This is a genomic window from Polaromonas sp. DSP2-3-2b2, from assembly GCF_049895905.1.
In the GTDB taxonomy this organism is placed as follows: domain Bacteria; phylum Pseudomonadota; class Gammaproteobacteria; order Burkholderiales; family Burkholderiaceae_C; genus Polaromonas.
Window position 1 is genome coordinate 38,659 of record NZ_JAFCTH010000006.1, and the last position, 15,002, is coordinate 53,660.

The 15,002-nt window shown below is 61.3% G+C and carries 18 protein-coding genes; 5 read left to right on the forward strand and 13 right to left on the reverse strand.

What is annotated here, in order from left to right:
* Positions 1 to 39: 39 nt before the first annotated feature.
* The gene (locus ACP7AD_RS07115) at positions 40 to 750 is read left to right on the forward strand and encodes a hypothetical protein (RefSeq protein ID WP_426147852.1); all 711 of its coding nucleotides are present in this window, start codon (positions 40 to 42) and stop codon (positions 748 to 750) included.
* Positions 751 to 812: 62 nt separating this feature from the next.
* On the opposite strand, the gene ACP7AD_RS07120 is transcribed toward ACP7AD_RS07115, so the two are convergent.
* The 6 genes from ACP7AD_RS07120 to ACP7AD_RS07145 form a co-directional block, all read right to left on the reverse strand.
* A complete protein-coding gene (locus ACP7AD_RS07120; RefSeq protein ID WP_426147853.1) occupies positions 813 to 1,037 on the reverse strand; it encodes a BrnA antitoxin family protein in 225 nt (74 codons plus the stop codon).
* Entirely contained in the window at positions 1,034 to 1,321 is a 288-nt protein-coding gene (locus tag ACP7AD_RS07125) for a BrnT family toxin (protein ID WP_426147854.1), read from the reverse strand. Before ACP7AD_RS07125 ends, ACP7AD_RS07120 begins: the two co-directional genes overlap by 4 nt.
* Before the next feature lie 207 nt (positions 1,322 to 1,528).
* Positions 1,529 to 1,771: a BrnA antitoxin family protein gene (locus tag ACP7AD_RS07130; RefSeq protein WP_426147855.1), complete on the reverse strand. Its 243-nt coding sequence runs from the start codon at positions 1,769 to 1,771 to the stop codon at positions 1,529 to 1,531.
* Entirely contained in the window at positions 1,761 to 2,036 is a 276-nt protein-coding gene (locus ACP7AD_RS07135) for a BrnT family toxin (RefSeq protein ID WP_426147856.1), read from the reverse strand. The genes ACP7AD_RS07130 and ACP7AD_RS07135 overlap by 11 nt, the downstream gene beginning before the upstream one ends.
* The gene (locus ACP7AD_RS07140; protein ID WP_426147908.1) at positions 2,012 to 2,266 is read right to left on the reverse strand and encodes a hypothetical protein; all 255 of its coding nucleotides are present in this window, start codon (positions 2,264 to 2,266) and stop codon (positions 2,012 to 2,014) included. The genes ACP7AD_RS07135 and ACP7AD_RS07140 overlap by 25 nt, the downstream gene beginning before the upstream one ends.
* A 56-nt stretch (positions 2,267 to 2,322) precedes the next feature.
* Entirely contained in the window at positions 2,323 to 2,871 is a 549-nt protein-coding gene (locus ACP7AD_RS07145) for a hypothetical protein (RefSeq protein ID WP_426147909.1), read from the reverse strand.
* 355 nt (positions 2,872 to 3,226) lie between these two features.
* On the opposite strand from ACP7AD_RS07145, the gene ACP7AD_RS07150 reads away from it, so the two are divergent.
* On the forward strand, positions 3,227 to 4,540 hold the full coding sequence (locus ACP7AD_RS07150) for a class I SAM-dependent methyltransferase (RefSeq protein ID WP_426147857.1): 1,314 nt from the start codon (positions 3,227 to 3,229) through the stop codon (positions 4,538 to 4,540).
* A 105-nt stretch (positions 4,541 to 4,645) separates the two neighbouring features.
* Here ACP7AD_RS07150 and ACP7AD_RS07155 read toward each other — a convergent pair whose 3' ends face one another.
* On the reverse strand, positions 4,646 to 6,154 hold the full coding sequence (locus tag ACP7AD_RS07155; RefSeq protein ID WP_426166057.1) for a hypothetical protein: 1,509 nt from the start codon (positions 6,152 to 6,154) through the stop codon (positions 4,646 to 4,648).
* A gap of 357 nt (positions 6,155 to 6,511) precedes the next feature.
* Positions 6,512 to 6,892 carry an aminoacyl-tRNA synthetase gene (locus ACP7AD_RS07160; protein ID WP_426147859.1) on the reverse strand — a complete coding sequence of 127 codons (381 nt, stop codon included), beginning with the start codon at positions 6,890 to 6,892 and terminating at the stop codon, positions 6,512 to 6,514.
* Positions 6,893 to 6,996: 104 nt separating this feature from the next.
* Between ACP7AD_RS07160 and hemE the strand changes: the two genes are divergently transcribed.
* Both hemE and priA read left to right on the forward strand, forming a co-directional pair.
* Positions 6,997 to 8,106, forward strand: a complete 1,110-nt coding sequence (hemE, locus tag ACP7AD_RS07165; RefSeq protein ID WP_426147860.1) for a uroporphyrinogen decarboxylase — start codon at positions 6,997 to 6,999, stop codon at positions 8,104 to 8,106.
* 375 nt (positions 8,107 to 8,481) lie between these two features.
* A complete protein-coding gene (gene priA / locus ACP7AD_RS07170; protein WP_426147861.1) occupies positions 8,482 to 10,794 on the forward strand; it encodes a replication restart helicase PriA in 2,313 nt (770 codons plus the stop codon).
* A 29-nt stretch (positions 10,795 to 10,823) separates the two neighbouring features.
* Here the strand turns inward: priA and ACP7AD_RS07175 are convergent, their stop codons facing one another.
* From ACP7AD_RS07175 to ACP7AD_RS07190, 4 genes are all read right to left on the reverse strand, one after another.
* On the reverse strand, positions 10,824 to 11,012 hold the full coding sequence (locus ACP7AD_RS07175; protein WP_426147862.1) for a hypothetical protein: 189 nt from the start codon (positions 11,010 to 11,012) through the stop codon (positions 10,824 to 10,826).
* Positions 11,013 to 11,135: 123 nt separating this feature from the next.
* Entirely contained in the window at positions 11,136 to 12,056 is a 921-nt protein-coding gene (locus ACP7AD_RS07180) for a demethoxyubiquinone hydroxylase family protein (protein WP_426147863.1), read from the reverse strand.
* Entirely contained in the window at positions 12,053 to 12,448 is a 396-nt protein-coding gene (locus ACP7AD_RS07185; RefSeq protein ID WP_426147864.1) for a DUF4149 domain-containing protein, read from the reverse strand. Before ACP7AD_RS07185 ends, ACP7AD_RS07180 begins: the two co-directional genes overlap by 4 nt.
* 107 nt (positions 12,449 to 12,555) lie before the next feature.
* On the reverse strand, positions 12,556 to 13,065 hold the full coding sequence (locus tag ACP7AD_RS07190) for an Rrf2 family transcriptional regulator (RefSeq protein ID WP_426147865.1): 510 nt from the start codon (positions 13,063 to 13,065) through the stop codon (positions 12,556 to 12,558).
* Positions 13,066 to 13,202: 137 nt separating this feature from the next.
* Here ACP7AD_RS07190 and ACP7AD_RS07195 point away from each other — a divergent pair, with 137 nt between their 5' ends.
* The gene (locus ACP7AD_RS07195) at positions 13,203 to 14,279 is read left to right on the forward strand and encodes a MerR family transcriptional regulator (protein ID WP_426147866.1); all 1,077 of its coding nucleotides are present in this window, start codon (positions 13,203 to 13,205) and stop codon (positions 14,277 to 14,279) included.
* Positions 14,280 to 14,356: 77 nt separating this feature from the next.
* Here ACP7AD_RS07195 and ACP7AD_RS07200 read toward each other — a convergent pair whose 3' ends face one another.
* Positions 14,357 to 14,905, reverse strand: coding sequence for a tetratricopeptide repeat protein (locus ACP7AD_RS07200; RefSeq protein WP_426147867.1), 549 nt, complete (start codon positions 14,903 to 14,905; stop codon positions 14,357 to 14,359).
* Positions 14,906 to 15,002 lie beyond the last annotated feature (97 nt).

Consider the following 15,002-nt stretch of genomic DNA (forward strand, 5'->3'; position numbering starts at 1 on the left):
CGCCTGCGTGCGCCACGCGGCGCTGCCCGTTTTGTAGCCTTGCTGCCGACAGCGCTGGTGCTGCTGCTGGCGGGCTGCGCCGCTCCGGCGTCCATTGAGCGCGGAGAAACCATGGTGGCGCCGATGCGGCCGACCGAGCTGGCCCAGTCAGACGTGAACCGCATGGCGACGCTGGCCATGCGCGACAACCTGGACAGCCTGCTGCGCATTGCTGACAAGCTGTACCGGCGCAATCCGGTCGAATGGCGAAAAACCGGCGCAGCCAGTCGCGAAGCCGCTCTGGCGCAGCTTCGCATTTCGCTGGAAAGCCCGGTGCCGTGGCCCGAACTGCAGGGCCGGCGCGACATTGCCGCGCTGTCGCTGGCGCTGCATCCTGATTTCACCGGCGACCGGGTTGCCGCCTTTATCGCGGCCAGCGCCGACATGCTGGTGACCGCGCATGGCGGCCGAACGCGCCTGTACCTGGTGGACGGCCTGGACAACCAGCATGTCTACAACGCGGCGCGCAACATCGAGATCGCCGTTTGGCTGCTGTCAAGCCGGCGCAATGCCGCAGGCCAGCCGCTGCTGCTGGCCGACGACATCTCCGGCCTGGAGCGCAACCTGAGCTTCGAGCGTGAATTCGGCAAGATCATCGGCCGGCTCGACCTGCTGGCCGAGGTGGCAACCGAGAAATACCGCCGCGCGGTGATCAGCTATGTGCAGAACTTCGTCGGCGGGACGTTTTTGCAGTTCTTGCCGGTGCGGTGACGGGGATGCCTGGCGTTTAACGTGAAAACAACCGCGTCGCAGGCTGCGTGTTGATTGTCAGGTTAGACAGATTGGGGCCAATTGATTTGCACTTTTCGGCTGTTGGCAAGACAGTCGCGCAGGTACAGGTTGATGAGGCTCTGATACGGCACACCGGCCTCATCAGCCATGCCCTTGAAATACTGCACAACGTCTTCTGACAGTCGCATCGTGACGGGCTTCTTGAGCTTGGATGCGTAGGGATTTTTGCGGGACTTAAGTTTGGACAGGTCGTATTCTGCTTTCATGTGTGTACACCTCGATAAAACGCGCTTTCACGCTTGGTTGCTTTGCGTGCCGAGATAATGCGAACAGTTGCACCGTGATCTCGTTCGAAATGACAGACGATGAGCAGCTTTGCCCTGGAACTCATGCCAAGCATCAGGAAGCGATCTTCGCCGGATGAATGGTCATCATCGAAAAACTGAACGCCGAACTCGTCGAAAAAAATTGACTTGGCTTCTTCAAAAGATATTTGATGCTTTTTGAGATTGGCAGCGGTTTTGGGCTCATCCCATTCAAACTTGATCATACGTACATTGTATTTATGGCATTCGCCAAGTCAAATTGCAAAGCTGGTCGAAATCGTCACTGAGAAGTACGGCCGCGCGGTGATCGGCTATGTGCAGAACTTTGTCGGCGGGACGTTTTTGCCGGTGCGGTGATGGGGATGCCTGGCGTTACCGTCAAATTCACCCGTGGCATGTGGCCGTCGGAATGAAAAGACAAGTCAAATTGTTTATTGAACCGAACTGAGTCGTTCAGCCATGCGTGTCTGCCAGCCCGGTCCAGTGGCCTTCCAGCGCTCGATCACATCGGCAGGCAACCGGATGGAAAGTAGCTTGCGCGGATTGCTTGCGACGGGACGGCCACCCCGGTTGACCTGACCACGCGCAAGCATGGCATCGTCCAGTTCGGGCAAATCGTCGTATTCGTCCTCTTTGACGACATGCGCATCGACCCGCGCCAGATCAGATTTCAAGGAGCGGGGCAATGCGGACTTTTTCGCGTTCATTGGCTTTCCTCATGCTGAAGACGTGACGATCCGCGCCACGCGGCGTGTATCCGATGACGACCATCCGCCCAGCCAACAGGCCGAAACAGATGATTCGCTGCTCGCCATAGTCCTTGCGGGTGTCTTCCATTTCAAGGGTGACTCCCTCAAAAACCATTTCGGCATCCGCAAAATCCAGGCCTCGCTCTGCCAAAGCTTTGTCTCGCTTCAGTGGATCGAAGGTGATGACCATAGCGTTATTGTAGCTACAACAACCAAATCTCTGTAACCATTGCCCGCCTGCTGAAATTGAACGCTGAAGCCAACCTGAGCTTTGAGCGCGAATTCGGCAAGGTCATCGGCCGGCTCGACCTGCTGGCCGAAGTGGCGACCGAAAAATACCGCCGCACGGTGATCAGCTATGTGCAGAATTTCGTGGGTGGACGTTTTTTTCGGTGCGGTGAGGTGGATATCGGCTGTCAACCACTAAACATAAAAACTCAACTATTTAGCGGTCTATCTGATGGCAGAGTTGGGCATCATTCTGCCAATTTCGACGCGTATAGTTGGAAAATGGCGGTTTTTTCCCCGTTAAGAAGCCAGATACCCAGATCAAACGCAACCACCTTGCTGTTTAGATGCGCTTGAATTAACGGAACAATCAACTCCCAGTCCCAAAAACTTGTATCTCGGACAACGAGCGCAGTATTAATGCCATACGTCTTATTCAACTTCTTGCCGATTCGGTCAAGCAGGACTGGCAATGCGTTGCCTTGTAAAGAATTAATTCGAACCGGTGCTTTGCCTGCGCGAACTGCTTCATTCTCTTGTTTCAGTTTTTCAATTGAGAGATTATTACTTCGACCAAGGAGCGCGGCAATATTGCTTGGACGATCCTCGGTCAGAGTGATTTCCAAATTGAACTTGCATCCATCGCTATCAGAAGCGAATATGTCTGGAACCTCTTCCGGTCCAGCAACGCGGTTTACTACGTAGGTGGTGGCATGCTGAGCGTTGTACAAAGCAAAGAAAGCTTCGGCTGTTGCCAATTCGATTTTCTGGGTCTCGGAGTGCTCGGACGTATTCATGATGTTTATCATCACAATGTAGTAACTTCATCTGAAAAAAATACCATTTATCGTTCCCCCTTATTTAATAGTTCGCCACATTAAAAATAGCAAAAAACCGGCAATTTCCAGCAATCACCTCAATGCAGTTTCAAGACAAATCTTGACCAAAAGTTGTAAGTTTAATATTGCCAATAGCAGAGCTTAATCACTTTTTCTGTGCCAACACCTCCAAGGAACAAGCCCTTGGACACCATGGATGAAGCTATAGATGGCAGTTCCGTAAACTTGCGAAAGTCCGGCACGATGACGGCTATCCGACAGCCAGCGCGCCGACAATACGCCCTTTCCCAGCCCCAACTCATTCAAAACGCCCATGCCCCAGAACCACCTGCCCAAGGTCAAGAGCCAGTACGAAGCCATGCCCTACCCGCCGTGCAATCCGCAGGACGAGCACCAGCGCCTAATGATGACGTGGCTGGAAGACCTGCCGATGATCAACCACTACTGTTTTGCCGGCAAACAGTCCTTCTGCAAGGGATTTCGGGCGCTGGTGGCTGGCGGCGGCACGGGCGATGCGACGATCTTTCTGGCTGAGCAGCTGCGCGGCACGGATGCCGAGATCGTCCACCTCGACATGAGCCATGCCAGCATCGTGCTGGCGCAGGAACGTGCCAAGATTCGCGGCCTGACCAACATCACCTGGGTGCATTACTCGCTGCTGAGCCTGCCGGCGCTCGGCCTGGGCAAGTTCGACTACATCAACTGCAGCGGCGTGCTGCACCACCTGGCCGACCCCGACCTGGGCCTGCGGGTGCTGCTGAGCGCCCTGAAGCCGGACGGCGCCATCGGCCTGATGGTGTATGGCACGATCGGCCGCACGGGCGTGTACCAGATGCAGTCGCTAATGCGCATGGTCAACCAGAGCGGCACCGGCCAGGAGCTGGACGACCCGCGCAAGATCGCCAACACCCGCGACCTGCTCGGCAGCCTGCCGGCCAGCAACTGGTTCAAGGCCAGCGAATCGCTGTTCAACGACCACAAGATCGGCGACGCCGGCATTTACGACCTGCTGCTGCATTCACAGGACCGCTCCTACAGCGTGGGCGAGCTGTTCGACTGGCTAAGCGAGCAGCACGGCAAACACCTGAGCTTCAGCGACGTGCAGCGCGGCCGCTCGCCGTATCTGCCGCACATGGTGCTGGGCAGCAAGCCGCCCGCCATGGCCACCGAGTTGCGCCAGCTGCCGCTGCGCCGGCAGTACGAGATGGCCGAGCTGATGATCGGCAACCTCATCACCCATTCGCTTTACCTGACGCGGGACGCGGCCTGCACCGCGCCGTATGGCGATGCGGCCTACATTCCATTTTTCTATCACGAGCCGCTGACCGGCGAAATCGCGGCGCAGGTCTTTGGCAGCAGCAAGGGCCAGCCCTTCCGGCTCACGCACCAGCATTCGGGCGTGTCGTTGATGGTCAATCCGGGAAAGTACGGCGCCAAAATCCTGGGCCTGATCGACGGGCAGAAAAGTTTTGCTGAAATCTTTGACCAGTTTCGCGCCGGCTGGCACGGCCAGGCGGCTGCGCCCGACAATGCCGCGCTGTTTGCCGACTTTGCAGAGTCCTACGACACGCTCAATGCGCTGGAACGCCTGCTGCTCAGGCATCCGGACGCGACTGCAAGCGTTTAAGCGCTCTTGCGCAATGGCAGCGGTCGTTTCAAGCTATCAATAATGAAGCAATGGCGGCCGGGCCGCCAAGCGCCATCAACGCCTGAGCCAAGCAAAGCGCCTGGATCAAGGCGCCGCGCTGCCGCGAAGGGCTTGAGCGTCGAAATAACGCGCATAAATTCCGTTGGTGGTGCCACCGCCAGGACGCACCTGGGAAGTCACCAGCACGAATCCGCCCAGCGATGTCCCACTCACGGCAGGCTGGACACCGCTTGCTGCGACCCTGCCTGGGGCGCCAGCGGGCGCACCGTCAGCGCCGTAGCGTCGGGCCTGGGACTCGGTGACGAACAAGGCAGGAACAGGACCAGGACTCGACCCCTCGGACCAGGCAACCACGAATCCGCCATCGTCGAGTGCGGCGACCGCTGGAGATTCCACAGGACGTGGGCATGGGAAAAAGCTTCCTTGTCTCGTACAGGTGGGCCGCGGCCCGAGCACAGGATTAACCACGCTGGGAGCGGCCAGTGCAGCGCCATCGGCGCGGAAAGACTGAACCGCGATCACAGGAACCATCTCGCTCCGGGCGAGGACATAAGCCACGGCATACCCGCCGTCCGCCAGGCCGGAAACGGCGGGAAAGCTGGCACCGAGAAGATCGCCAAAAGTGTCTGGCGTGAGCAGGGTTTCCGAACCGATGGGCGAATTGTTGGCGCCATAGCGCTGCGCATAGATGGCGGAGCCCGCGAAGCTGCCCTGCCCGGAGCTGACCCAGGTGACCAGATAGCCTCCATCAGCCAGGGCTGCAACCGCCGGGCTGGTGCGAATGGCCAGGTTAAGCGAATCGGTAAAGGTGTTCACCCGCTTTTCAGGTCCGCACGGGCATGCAACGCCCTGAGCGTCAAAGCGCCGCGCATAGATGTCGAGGCTTGTATCGGCGGTGCGCGGCGCTGCCCATGTCACCACATAGCCGCCGTCGGCTAAACCTGCCGCGGCAACAGTGGAGAAAAGGTAGCTGCTCAAGGTGATGCTGTTGATCTGCTGCACAGCGCGAACCGCAACGCCATTGGCATCGAAGCGCTGCGCAAGGAGGTTGTGGTCATCGCCGCCGCCATTGCTTTGGCGCACCGGCCACACCAGCAAATAGCCCCCGTCGTCCAGCGCGGCGAGCGCCGGTTTGCTTATGAACACCGCGTCCGGCGCAATGCAGGTTTCCTGGCCGAGCGCTTGGCCATCGCCGCCATAGCGCTGCGTGCACACGCCCCGCGCGCTCGGTGGCACGACGACGCCGGAGAACAGGTCTGTATTGGAAATCCATGCAACCACGTGGCCGCCACTTTTTAGCCGGGCGATGCTGGAATTTTGATCTATCCCCAGCACTGTCGTGTTGACCCTGAATTCCGTGCTGCCGGGCGCTGTCGCCGGCTGCTGAACTTGTGTTTGCGCTGGAGCAGGCGTCTGTGCAGGAGCAGCCGTCGGTGACTGTCCTGCGACCGGCAGTTGCGCGGCAGCCTGTGCCGAGGAGGAGGAAGTTGCCAGCGCGGTGGTTGCAGGCGCAGAGTCGCCCCCACCACAGGCGGTCAGCCAAAAGGCGGCCAGCACACTTGCCAACGCGGCGCGCCAGCCAGGCTTTCGCATGGGAAAATTTGTAGTCACGGAGGCCTTTCTGCGGTAATTTCAGCAGTCGTTTCAATTAAGAAATTTCCTCCGAATTTTTGACTCGGTGAAGCGCGCGCGCGGTACGACAAAGTCGCTTTGACAGCTAGGGGGATTCCACAAACTGGCTGTTGTTGCGAAATTCACCTGAATTTCCGATTGAACAGGGGTCTGTGCCAGGAATAAAAATCAATTGACCGCAGCGTTGTGCGCTAAAACTTAGAAGCGTCTGACTTTTGCCTCATGCAAGGCAGAACTGAAAAACCTCTGCATCGACAGCACGGTGGTTAGCCAGCCATTTCCATGGAAATGCCGGCCTTCGCATCGGTTCTGCCGTGGCTACGTTGCTACGTCTACGAAGCCTGGGAGGTGCTTGGCGACCTTGCCGTGCTCCAGCAGAAAGACCAGCTCCTTGACGATGCCGTACATCACCGCCCGGTCGCGCGTCGGGTGGTCGGCAAAATGCACGGTGGTGCTGCCGATGTGCACCAGGCCGCCCGGCCCCGGCCCGTGCTCGTAGCTGATGGCCAGGCCGTGCTCGGTCATCAGCGGTCCGCAGGCGCGCCAGTCGCGCGTCCACTTCGGCAGTGCCTGGTTGCCCGCCCAGAGCGTCCCGGCGCTTTCATAGCATTCCTCGATGTGCTGGTAGCCAAGCAGCTGCGCCAGTTGGCGCTCCCGGGCGATGCAGCTGCGAAAATACTCCTGATCACTGATGTGCATGACAGTTTCCTTTTTGGACAAGAACCAATCCACCGCGCCATCGTAAATCCTAAACGGCCGCTCAGCCACCCCCATCAACCCCGACACCTGAGACAATTCACCCCATGTTCGCACCCCTTCAAAACGACACCTTTCTGCGTGCCTGCCTGCGTCAGGCGACCCCCCACACCCCCGTCTGGCTGATGCGCCAGGCCGGCCGCTACCTGCCCGAATACAAGGCCACGCGCGCCCAGGCCGGCAGCTTCATGGGGCTGGCGACCAACACCGACTACGCGACCGAGGTCACGCTGCAGCCGCTGGAGCGCTTTCCGCTGGACGCCGCCATTTTGTTCAGCGACATCCTGACCGTGCCCGACGCGATGGGCCTGGGCCTGTCGTTTGCGCTCGGCGAAGGCCCGAAGTTCGCCACGCCCATCCGCGACGAAGCGGCAGTGGCGAAGCTCGAAGTGCCCGACATGAACAAGCTGCGCTACGTGTTCGACGCCGTCACGTCGATCCGCAAGGCGCTCAATGGCCGCGTGCCGCTGATCGGCTTTTCGGGCAGCCCCTGGACGCTGGCCTGCTATATGGTCGAAGGCGCAGGATCAAGCGACTACCGCCTGGTCAAGACCATGCTGTACCAGCGCCCCGACCTGATGCACAAAATCCTGGCGATCAACGCCGACGCGGTAGCGCTCTACCTGAACGCGCAGATCGAAGCCGGCGCGCAGGCGGTGATGATTTTCGACAGCTGGGGTGGCGTGCTGGCCGACGCGGCTTTCCACACCTTCAGCCTGGCCTATACCGCCCGGGTTCTCGCCCAGCTCAAGCGCGAGCACAACGGCGTCATCATTCCGCGCCTGGTGTTCACCAAAGGCGGCGGCCAGTGGTTGGAGGCCATGAAGCAGCTCGACTGCGAAGTGCTGGGTCTGGACTGGACCGTGAACCTGGCCGGGGCCCGCGCGCTGGTCGGCGAGAACGGCCCGAACGCCAAGGCGCTGCAGGGCAACCTGGACCCGAACGTGCTGTTTGCCAGCCCGGCGCAAATCGAGGCCGAAGTGGCCGCCGTGCTGAACAGCTTCGGCGCGCCGCATACCGATTTGACGCAGACTGGACCGACGCAGATCTTCAACCTGGGCCACGGCATCAGCCAGTTCACGCCGCCCGAAAACGTCGAAGTGCTGGTTCGCGCGGTGCATGCGCAATCGCGCAGCCTGCGCGCCCAAAAAGCCTGAAAGCCCTTTGGCCGCTTGCGGATGGGCTGAAAAAGGGCGCGCCCAACGCCCTTTACCACAAAAAAATAGCATCGCTCCACCGACTTATGCACAAATCCTGTGGTACAGCTTTTTAAGGTCCAGCTTCAGCCAGGCACCGTACTATCAAACCCATAGCATACGTAAGTTGTTGATTTATATAGAAACTTTAAATTGCCTTTTTCCCGGGCAGTCTAAGGAAAGCCTTGATTTACAAGGCTTGGCAGCCTCTTGCAACAAGCTATCAACAAAGTTATCCACAGAAAATCTGGACAACTCCAAAACAGTGAAAAATCAAGGACTTAGCGGTTGCCACGGATGGGCTGTCGCCGCAGTGCGTTATTTCGGTCGTCGGCTATGAGCCACTGGCTGCAGATAGTCGTGGCCACGCCGGCGCACAGCGCCATCGCCGGACCGCTGACCTACCGCAGCGCCGTGCCGCTGGCCGCCGGCACTTTGGTGCGCGTTCCGTTTGGCCGGCGCGAGGTGCTGGGCGTGGTCTGGGGCGTGCTGCCCAATTGCGGCGACATGCCGGAGGAAAACATCCGCGACATTGCCGGCACGCTGGACGGACTCGCGCCGCTGACCGCCACCTGGCGCAAGCTGGTGGCCTTCACCGCCGGCTACTACCAGCGTTCGCTCGGCGAGGTGGCGCTGGCCGCCCTGCCGCCGCAGCTGCGCGACCTCACGACCGTGCAGCTGGCGCGCCGGCTCAAGCGGCCGGCAAGCATCACTGACGGCACGCCGGATACTACTGAATTAATAGCACTCAGTGCACAGCAAGCAAGCGCAATAGCCCAATTTGATGCTGAAACCAGCGAAAGGCAGCGGCCCGCGCTGTTGTTCGGCGCCACCGGCAGCGGCAAGACCGAGGTGTACCTGCGCGCCGCCGCCAAAGTATTGGCGCAAGACCCCGAGGCGCAGGTGCTGGTGATGGTGCCCGAGATCAACCTCACGCCGCAACTGCAGGCTAGATTTGAAGCGCGCTTTGCCCACCTGGGCCGGGACCGCGTCGTGCCGATGCACAGCGGCCTGACACCTGCCCAGCGGCTCAAGGGCTGGCTGGCCGCGCACTCAGGCCAGGCGCGGCTGGTGCTGGGCACGCGCATGGCGGTGTTCGCGTCAATGCCGAACCTGCGCCTCTTGGTGGTCGATGAAGAACACGATCCGAGCTACAAGCAGCAGGAAGGCGCACGCTATTCGGCGCGCGACCTGGCGGTGTACCGCGCCCGGCTGGAAACCAGCGACAGCGGCCATCCGCACGGCGCCTGCCGCGTGCTGCTGGGCTCGGCCACACCGTCGCTCGAAAGCTGGCAGGCGACGATCACAGGCCGCTACCAGCGGCTGGACATGGACGAAAGGATTGGTGCCCCCACGCTCCCCGCTGCGCGTGGTTCGCTGCCCTTGCAGGGCGCCACGCCGCCAGAGGCGGCGCATCTGCAGGCTGTCCAAGCCCGCGCAGGCGGACTTGGAGCCGCAGCCTGCAGCCCCGAGGGGGCCGCCCCGCCTGCGGTCTGGCAAAGCCAGCCCCGCGGCCGGAACTTGGCTGAAGAGGGGTCCAGCCTCGCTGCCGGGCAGTTGCCCACAGTCCGGCGGGTGGACATGAACCACCAACCCCGGCACTGCGTCATCGCCCCGCCGCTGCTGGCGGCCATTGGCGAGCGCGTGGCGCGCGGCGAGCAGTCGATGATTTTTTTGAACCGGCGCGGCTATGCGCCGGTGCTGGCCTGCCTGGACTGCGACTGGAAAAGCGACTGTCCGCACTGCAGCGCCTACCGCGTGTTCCACAAGATCGACCGCACGCTGCGCTGCCACCACTGCGGCTTCACCGAGCGCGTGCCGCGCGCCTGCCCGAGTTGCGGCAACGTGGACATCGCCCCGGTCGGGCGCGGCACCGAGCGGCTGGAGGAGCACTTGGCCGAATTGCTGGCGAACGTGCGGCGGCCCGACGGCGACCCGGTGCGCATTGCCCGCATCGACGCCGACAGCACGCGGCTCAAGGGCGCGCTCGAATCGCAGCTGGCCCGCGTGCACGCCGGTGAGGTCGATGTGCTGGTCGGCACGCAGATGATCGCCAAGGGCCACGACTTTCGCCACATCACGCTGGTGGCGGCGGTGAACCCCGACGGCGCGCTGTTTTCCAGCGACTTTCGCGCGCCCGAGCGATTGTTCAGCCTGTTGATGCAGGCCGCGGGCCGCGCCGGCCGCGATGCCAGGCACAGCGCCGCCAGCGAAATGTGGGTGCAGACCTTCCACCCCGATCACCCGCTGTTTGAAGCCCTGAAGCGGCACGACTACCCGGCCTTTGCCACCCGGGAACTGGCTGAGCGGCAAGCGGCCGGCTTGGCGCCCTTCGGCTTTTCAGCGCTCATCCGGGCCGACGCCAAGACCCAGGACGTCGCCCAGGGCTTCTTGAACGCCGCTGCCCATGCCGCGCAGCTGCAGCAACTGCCCGGCCATGAACACGTCACGCCCTACCCGGCCGTTCCGATGACGATCCAGCGCGTGGCCGATGTCGAGCGCGCCCAGATGCTGGTCGAAAGCGCGTCGCGCAAGGCGCTGCAGGGCTTTCTGGCCGCCTGGCAGCCGGTGCTGTTTGAAACGCGCCGGCAGGCGGAATTCAAAAGCCTGGTGCGCTGGGCGATTGACGTTGATCCGATCGCGATTTGAGGCCAGCCCCTGCGCTTGCCTGCGCTGCGCTATTCGCTGGTTTGCCGGCACAGCCCGGTCTTGACGGCATTGGCCAGAAACTGCTTTTCATAGTGGCGGTTGCGGCGTCCGGCCTTGGCATCGGCGCGCTTGCCGTTGCGTTTGTCGACCACGATTTCCGACAGCCGGCTCAGGTCTTCGGCCATTTTGAAGTCATTGGGCGAGTTTCTTCGGGTCATGCCATTCCGTTTCTAAATCAATCCGATATGTCGTTGCTTTGCGTTGCCGTGCTGCAGCACTGTCTGCAGCTTCGCGTCTAATCTCGGATTGATTTAGAAACGGAATCAGTGGCCGCGTCAATTTCAAACCGCGCGCGCCAGTGTCACTGCCAGCGCCGAGCCCCGGCCGACTGCCGTGCACCAGCCCGCCAGCAGTGCGCCGGGGGGACGCGCGAGATGCGCCTGGGCTTCGTCGCGATGGGCCGCTTCGTCGCGCTGGCAGTCGATCAGGATCTGCCGCAGCGCTGCATGCCCGGCCTGCCCCGCGAGTGCGTCAATTTGATGCGCGTAGTGCTGCACAACAAACGATTCCACGGCGGCAATGGTGGCAAACACCGCCCGGCGCCCACAGAGGGCCGGCAGGGCGCCCGTGGCAAAACCGGCGATGCGCCAGGCGACAAGCAGCCAGCTGCGGCGCAGCGGCGGCAGCAGGGCTGACATTTTCTGGAGGTGCTGCAACTCGGTGTGCAAATGGCTCTTGGCAAACGCCCGCACGATTTCATCGCTCGTCACGCAAAGCATGCCCCGGTAAATCCAGACCGCGCCGGTTTCGCCGGCATGATCAGAGCGCAGGTCCGCCACCAGGCCAGAGGGCAGATGCGAGGTGTCGCCTGCCCGCACCAGCCGCTGGATACCGGGCCGAACGCGCAGGAATCCACGGTAGAGCTGCTCAAGCACCGGTGTGACACCGGGCAGCATGGCGAAACGCGCCAGCCAGCGCCACCCCGGCATCACCCGCCAGAGCGCCACGAACGCGGCCGCGCCGCTGAGCAGCGACCCGTCTTGCCGGCGAACATGAAAACGCGCCAGGTAACGGGCGCGGTCCTCAGGCGTGAGCGCGGCCGATGCCTCGCTGACGTCCAGCCAGGCCACCGGCTGCGCCGGTTCGAGCGCCTGGTAGACGCCGACCTCGCGCCGGCACAGCGGGCAGGCGCCGTCGAACAGCACGGTGAGCGATTCGCAAGCAGGCGCTTGAACGCTTTCGGGCGTGGTGGGCAGGTTCATGCCGCGCCCAGGCTTTTGACCAGAATCCAGACAAACACGGCCAGTTGCAGCACGTTGAGCGTCACGCTCAGGGTGTGCAGCTGTTTGAACAGGCGGCCCTGGTGGTTGTCGCGTGCCCGGTTCACCTGCGGCGTCAGCCAGAAACGGCTCAGGAAAAACACCAGCGCCACCGCCACCAGGCTGCCCTGCACCAGGAGCGCACCGGCCAGCGCTGCAGCGACGGCCGTGCTCAAGCCGAGAAACAGATAGTATTTTGGGAAAAACGAGCGCACATAGGCGCTTGCCCATTCCTGGGGCAGTACGACAAAAATGGTGGGCGCCACGGCCACCGTAAAAAACAGCATGATGCCTACGTTAGCTGCGACGATCAGGTCGCTGAGATGCGTCAGCATGGGCCGAGTCCTTTGGGAAAAGAGAAATCAATCAAGCGGGGGACTGTGCGATGCGGCGCCGCGCCCTGCGGCGGCTCGCCGTGCGCGCCGACAGGAAACCGCCCCCCTCAGGCCGCGCTCTTGCGCAGGACCGAATCGCAGGAATGCAACTGGAACACCGAGTTCGGCCCGCGCGGGAAGACTGGAGACGGCAGCGGCCTGAGGCCAAAGCGTGGCTTGACCACGGGAAGCGCAAGGTCGCTGGAGGCTGCGGCGCTCACCAGATCATGCAGGTTTTCTGAATTGAAGGCCTTTTTGCAGGCTTCGTGGAAGTCAACGGCAAAATCGTCGCCTGCGGATCCGCTGCGCGGCTTGGGCGGCGATGCCTCAAAAAATTTCACCACATCCAGAACGGTGAAGTTTTTCAGGTCGCCTTCCACCTGGTAACCGCCTCCGGGTCCCTTGAAGGAGCAGACGAGGCGGTGCTCGCGCAGCACCCGCAAAATGCTTTCCAGACCGGCAAGCGACACGCTCAGCGCCTGCGCCACTTCCCGGGCAGGAATCGGCTGGCGGGCTCCTTTTGCGGCGATGTACACCAGCGACTCGACTGCAACCCGCGTTCTTTTTGGGATCAACATGATTGGCCTTCAGTTTTTTGAGTAGATATTGATGCGTAGCTTAACGCCAAATCTACACAATTAAAACAATTCAGCAGATAAAAGTCGAAACAAATCAAATTTTTAAGTTATAAACGGTTAAATCTACTCAAACAGCTATGCAAAAAACTACTCAAAATGACCCCGCACTGATCGACACGCTTTTTCGCATCGGAGCGGTTGCAAAAATGACAGGCATCCCCGTTTCCACCCTTCGGATATGGGAAGTCAGGCACCATGCCTTTTCCCCCTCGAAAACCGCTGGAAAGCACCGGCTCTACAGCCAGGAGGATGTGCACAAGGCAGACCTGCTGAAGCAACTCAGCCGGCAAGGGCATGCCATCAGCGCGATGGCACCGCTGCAGGCGGCGGCACTGGAGGAGATGCTTGAGCCACAAGAGACCTTGACGCGCCCGCCGGCGGCACAAAAGCAGGCTGCCGGCACGGCCTCGCTGGCGGTGATTGGCGCCGGCATCGCGGACCGCATCGGCTCGAAAAAATTCACCCGCCAGTTTCTGGGCGCTACCTTGCGGGTGACCGACCGTTTTTCTGACCTGGCGCAGGCATGCACCGCCGATTTCCAGGAAAAGCCCCAGATCCTGCTGGTCCGGGTCAACACCCTGCAAGACAGCATTCGCAGCGCAATCCAGGCGCTGGTCCTGAAGCAGGGGGTGGTGCATACGGTGGTGGTGTACGGCTTTGCGCAGGAAGCGGTCGTGGCAGCGATGCGGGCAGCGGGCATTCTGGTTCGGCGCGAGCCGGTTTCAGACTACGAATTGTCAGACCTGATCAGTTCGGCACTGCTGGTCGATACGGCCAAGAGCGTGGGCGGGGTTCATGCCGATTCGCTGATCCCGCCGCGCAAATACTCCGATGACACGCTGTCGCGCGTGGCGGGTATTTCAACCGACATGCTGTGCGAGTGCCCCAGGCATGTCGCCGAACTGATCGCGCAGCTGGTGAGCTTTGAGCAATACAGCCAGGAGTGCCTGAACAAAAACGAGGAAGACGCGCATCTGCATGCTTACCTGCATGCCATTTCAGGCTCTGCCCGCGCGCTTTTTGAACGCGGGCTGGAAATGGTGGCCAGGCACGAAAACATCACGCTGGTGTCCGACATCGCCCCCCCGGCGGGCGAATTGGTTGAACAGCCGGACGTACAGGACGATGGATCGCCGCACCCGATGACCACTTGAAGAGCGCTCTCAAGCCCTTTTCAGCGATCACATCGCCGACAGCCCCGCATGCGCTGGCGGGCGGGTTCGAGCGTCGTCTATCGACCCGTGGACCCGAGTGATCCGGCCCGTTCTTCCAGGTCCTGCGCCTGCGCGTCCCTGCCGGTCAGCCGGTAGAGCGCCGCCAGATTCGTGAGTACCGAGGCCAGCAGGGGAAGATTCGGCCGGGCTGATTTTTCCAGGATGCCGAGGGCGCGCTGGTAAAGCAGCTCGGCCTTTTCGTGCTGTTCCTGGATTTCGTAAAGCGTCGCAAGATGGTCCAGGCTGATGGCCGCCAGCGGATGATCGGGGCCATAGACCTTTTCGCGAATTGCCAGCGCACGGGCGCTCAGGATGCTGTGCAGCGCTGCCAGGTGGTTCAGGCTGGTGCTCACGAAAAAATGGTCGGGCCCGTCATTTTTTTCAGCGAATTCCAGCGCCTGCTCGGCCAGCAACAACGCGCGCTCGCAGTGCCCCTGGCGATAAAGTTCTCGAACCTGGGCGTTGAGGGCGTTCCACTGCGTGTCCTGCGCCTGGGCTCCGGCAGGAACGCCGGTCGCCAGCAAAAGCCAGACCAGGCTGAAAAACAGGACGATGCGTCCTTTCACGATGCTCACTCCTGTTGAGTTTCACGGTTCACTGCTTTGCGCAGGCGACAACTGACTTTCAGCTACAGGAATAAATGGACCACCCAGGATGATCTGG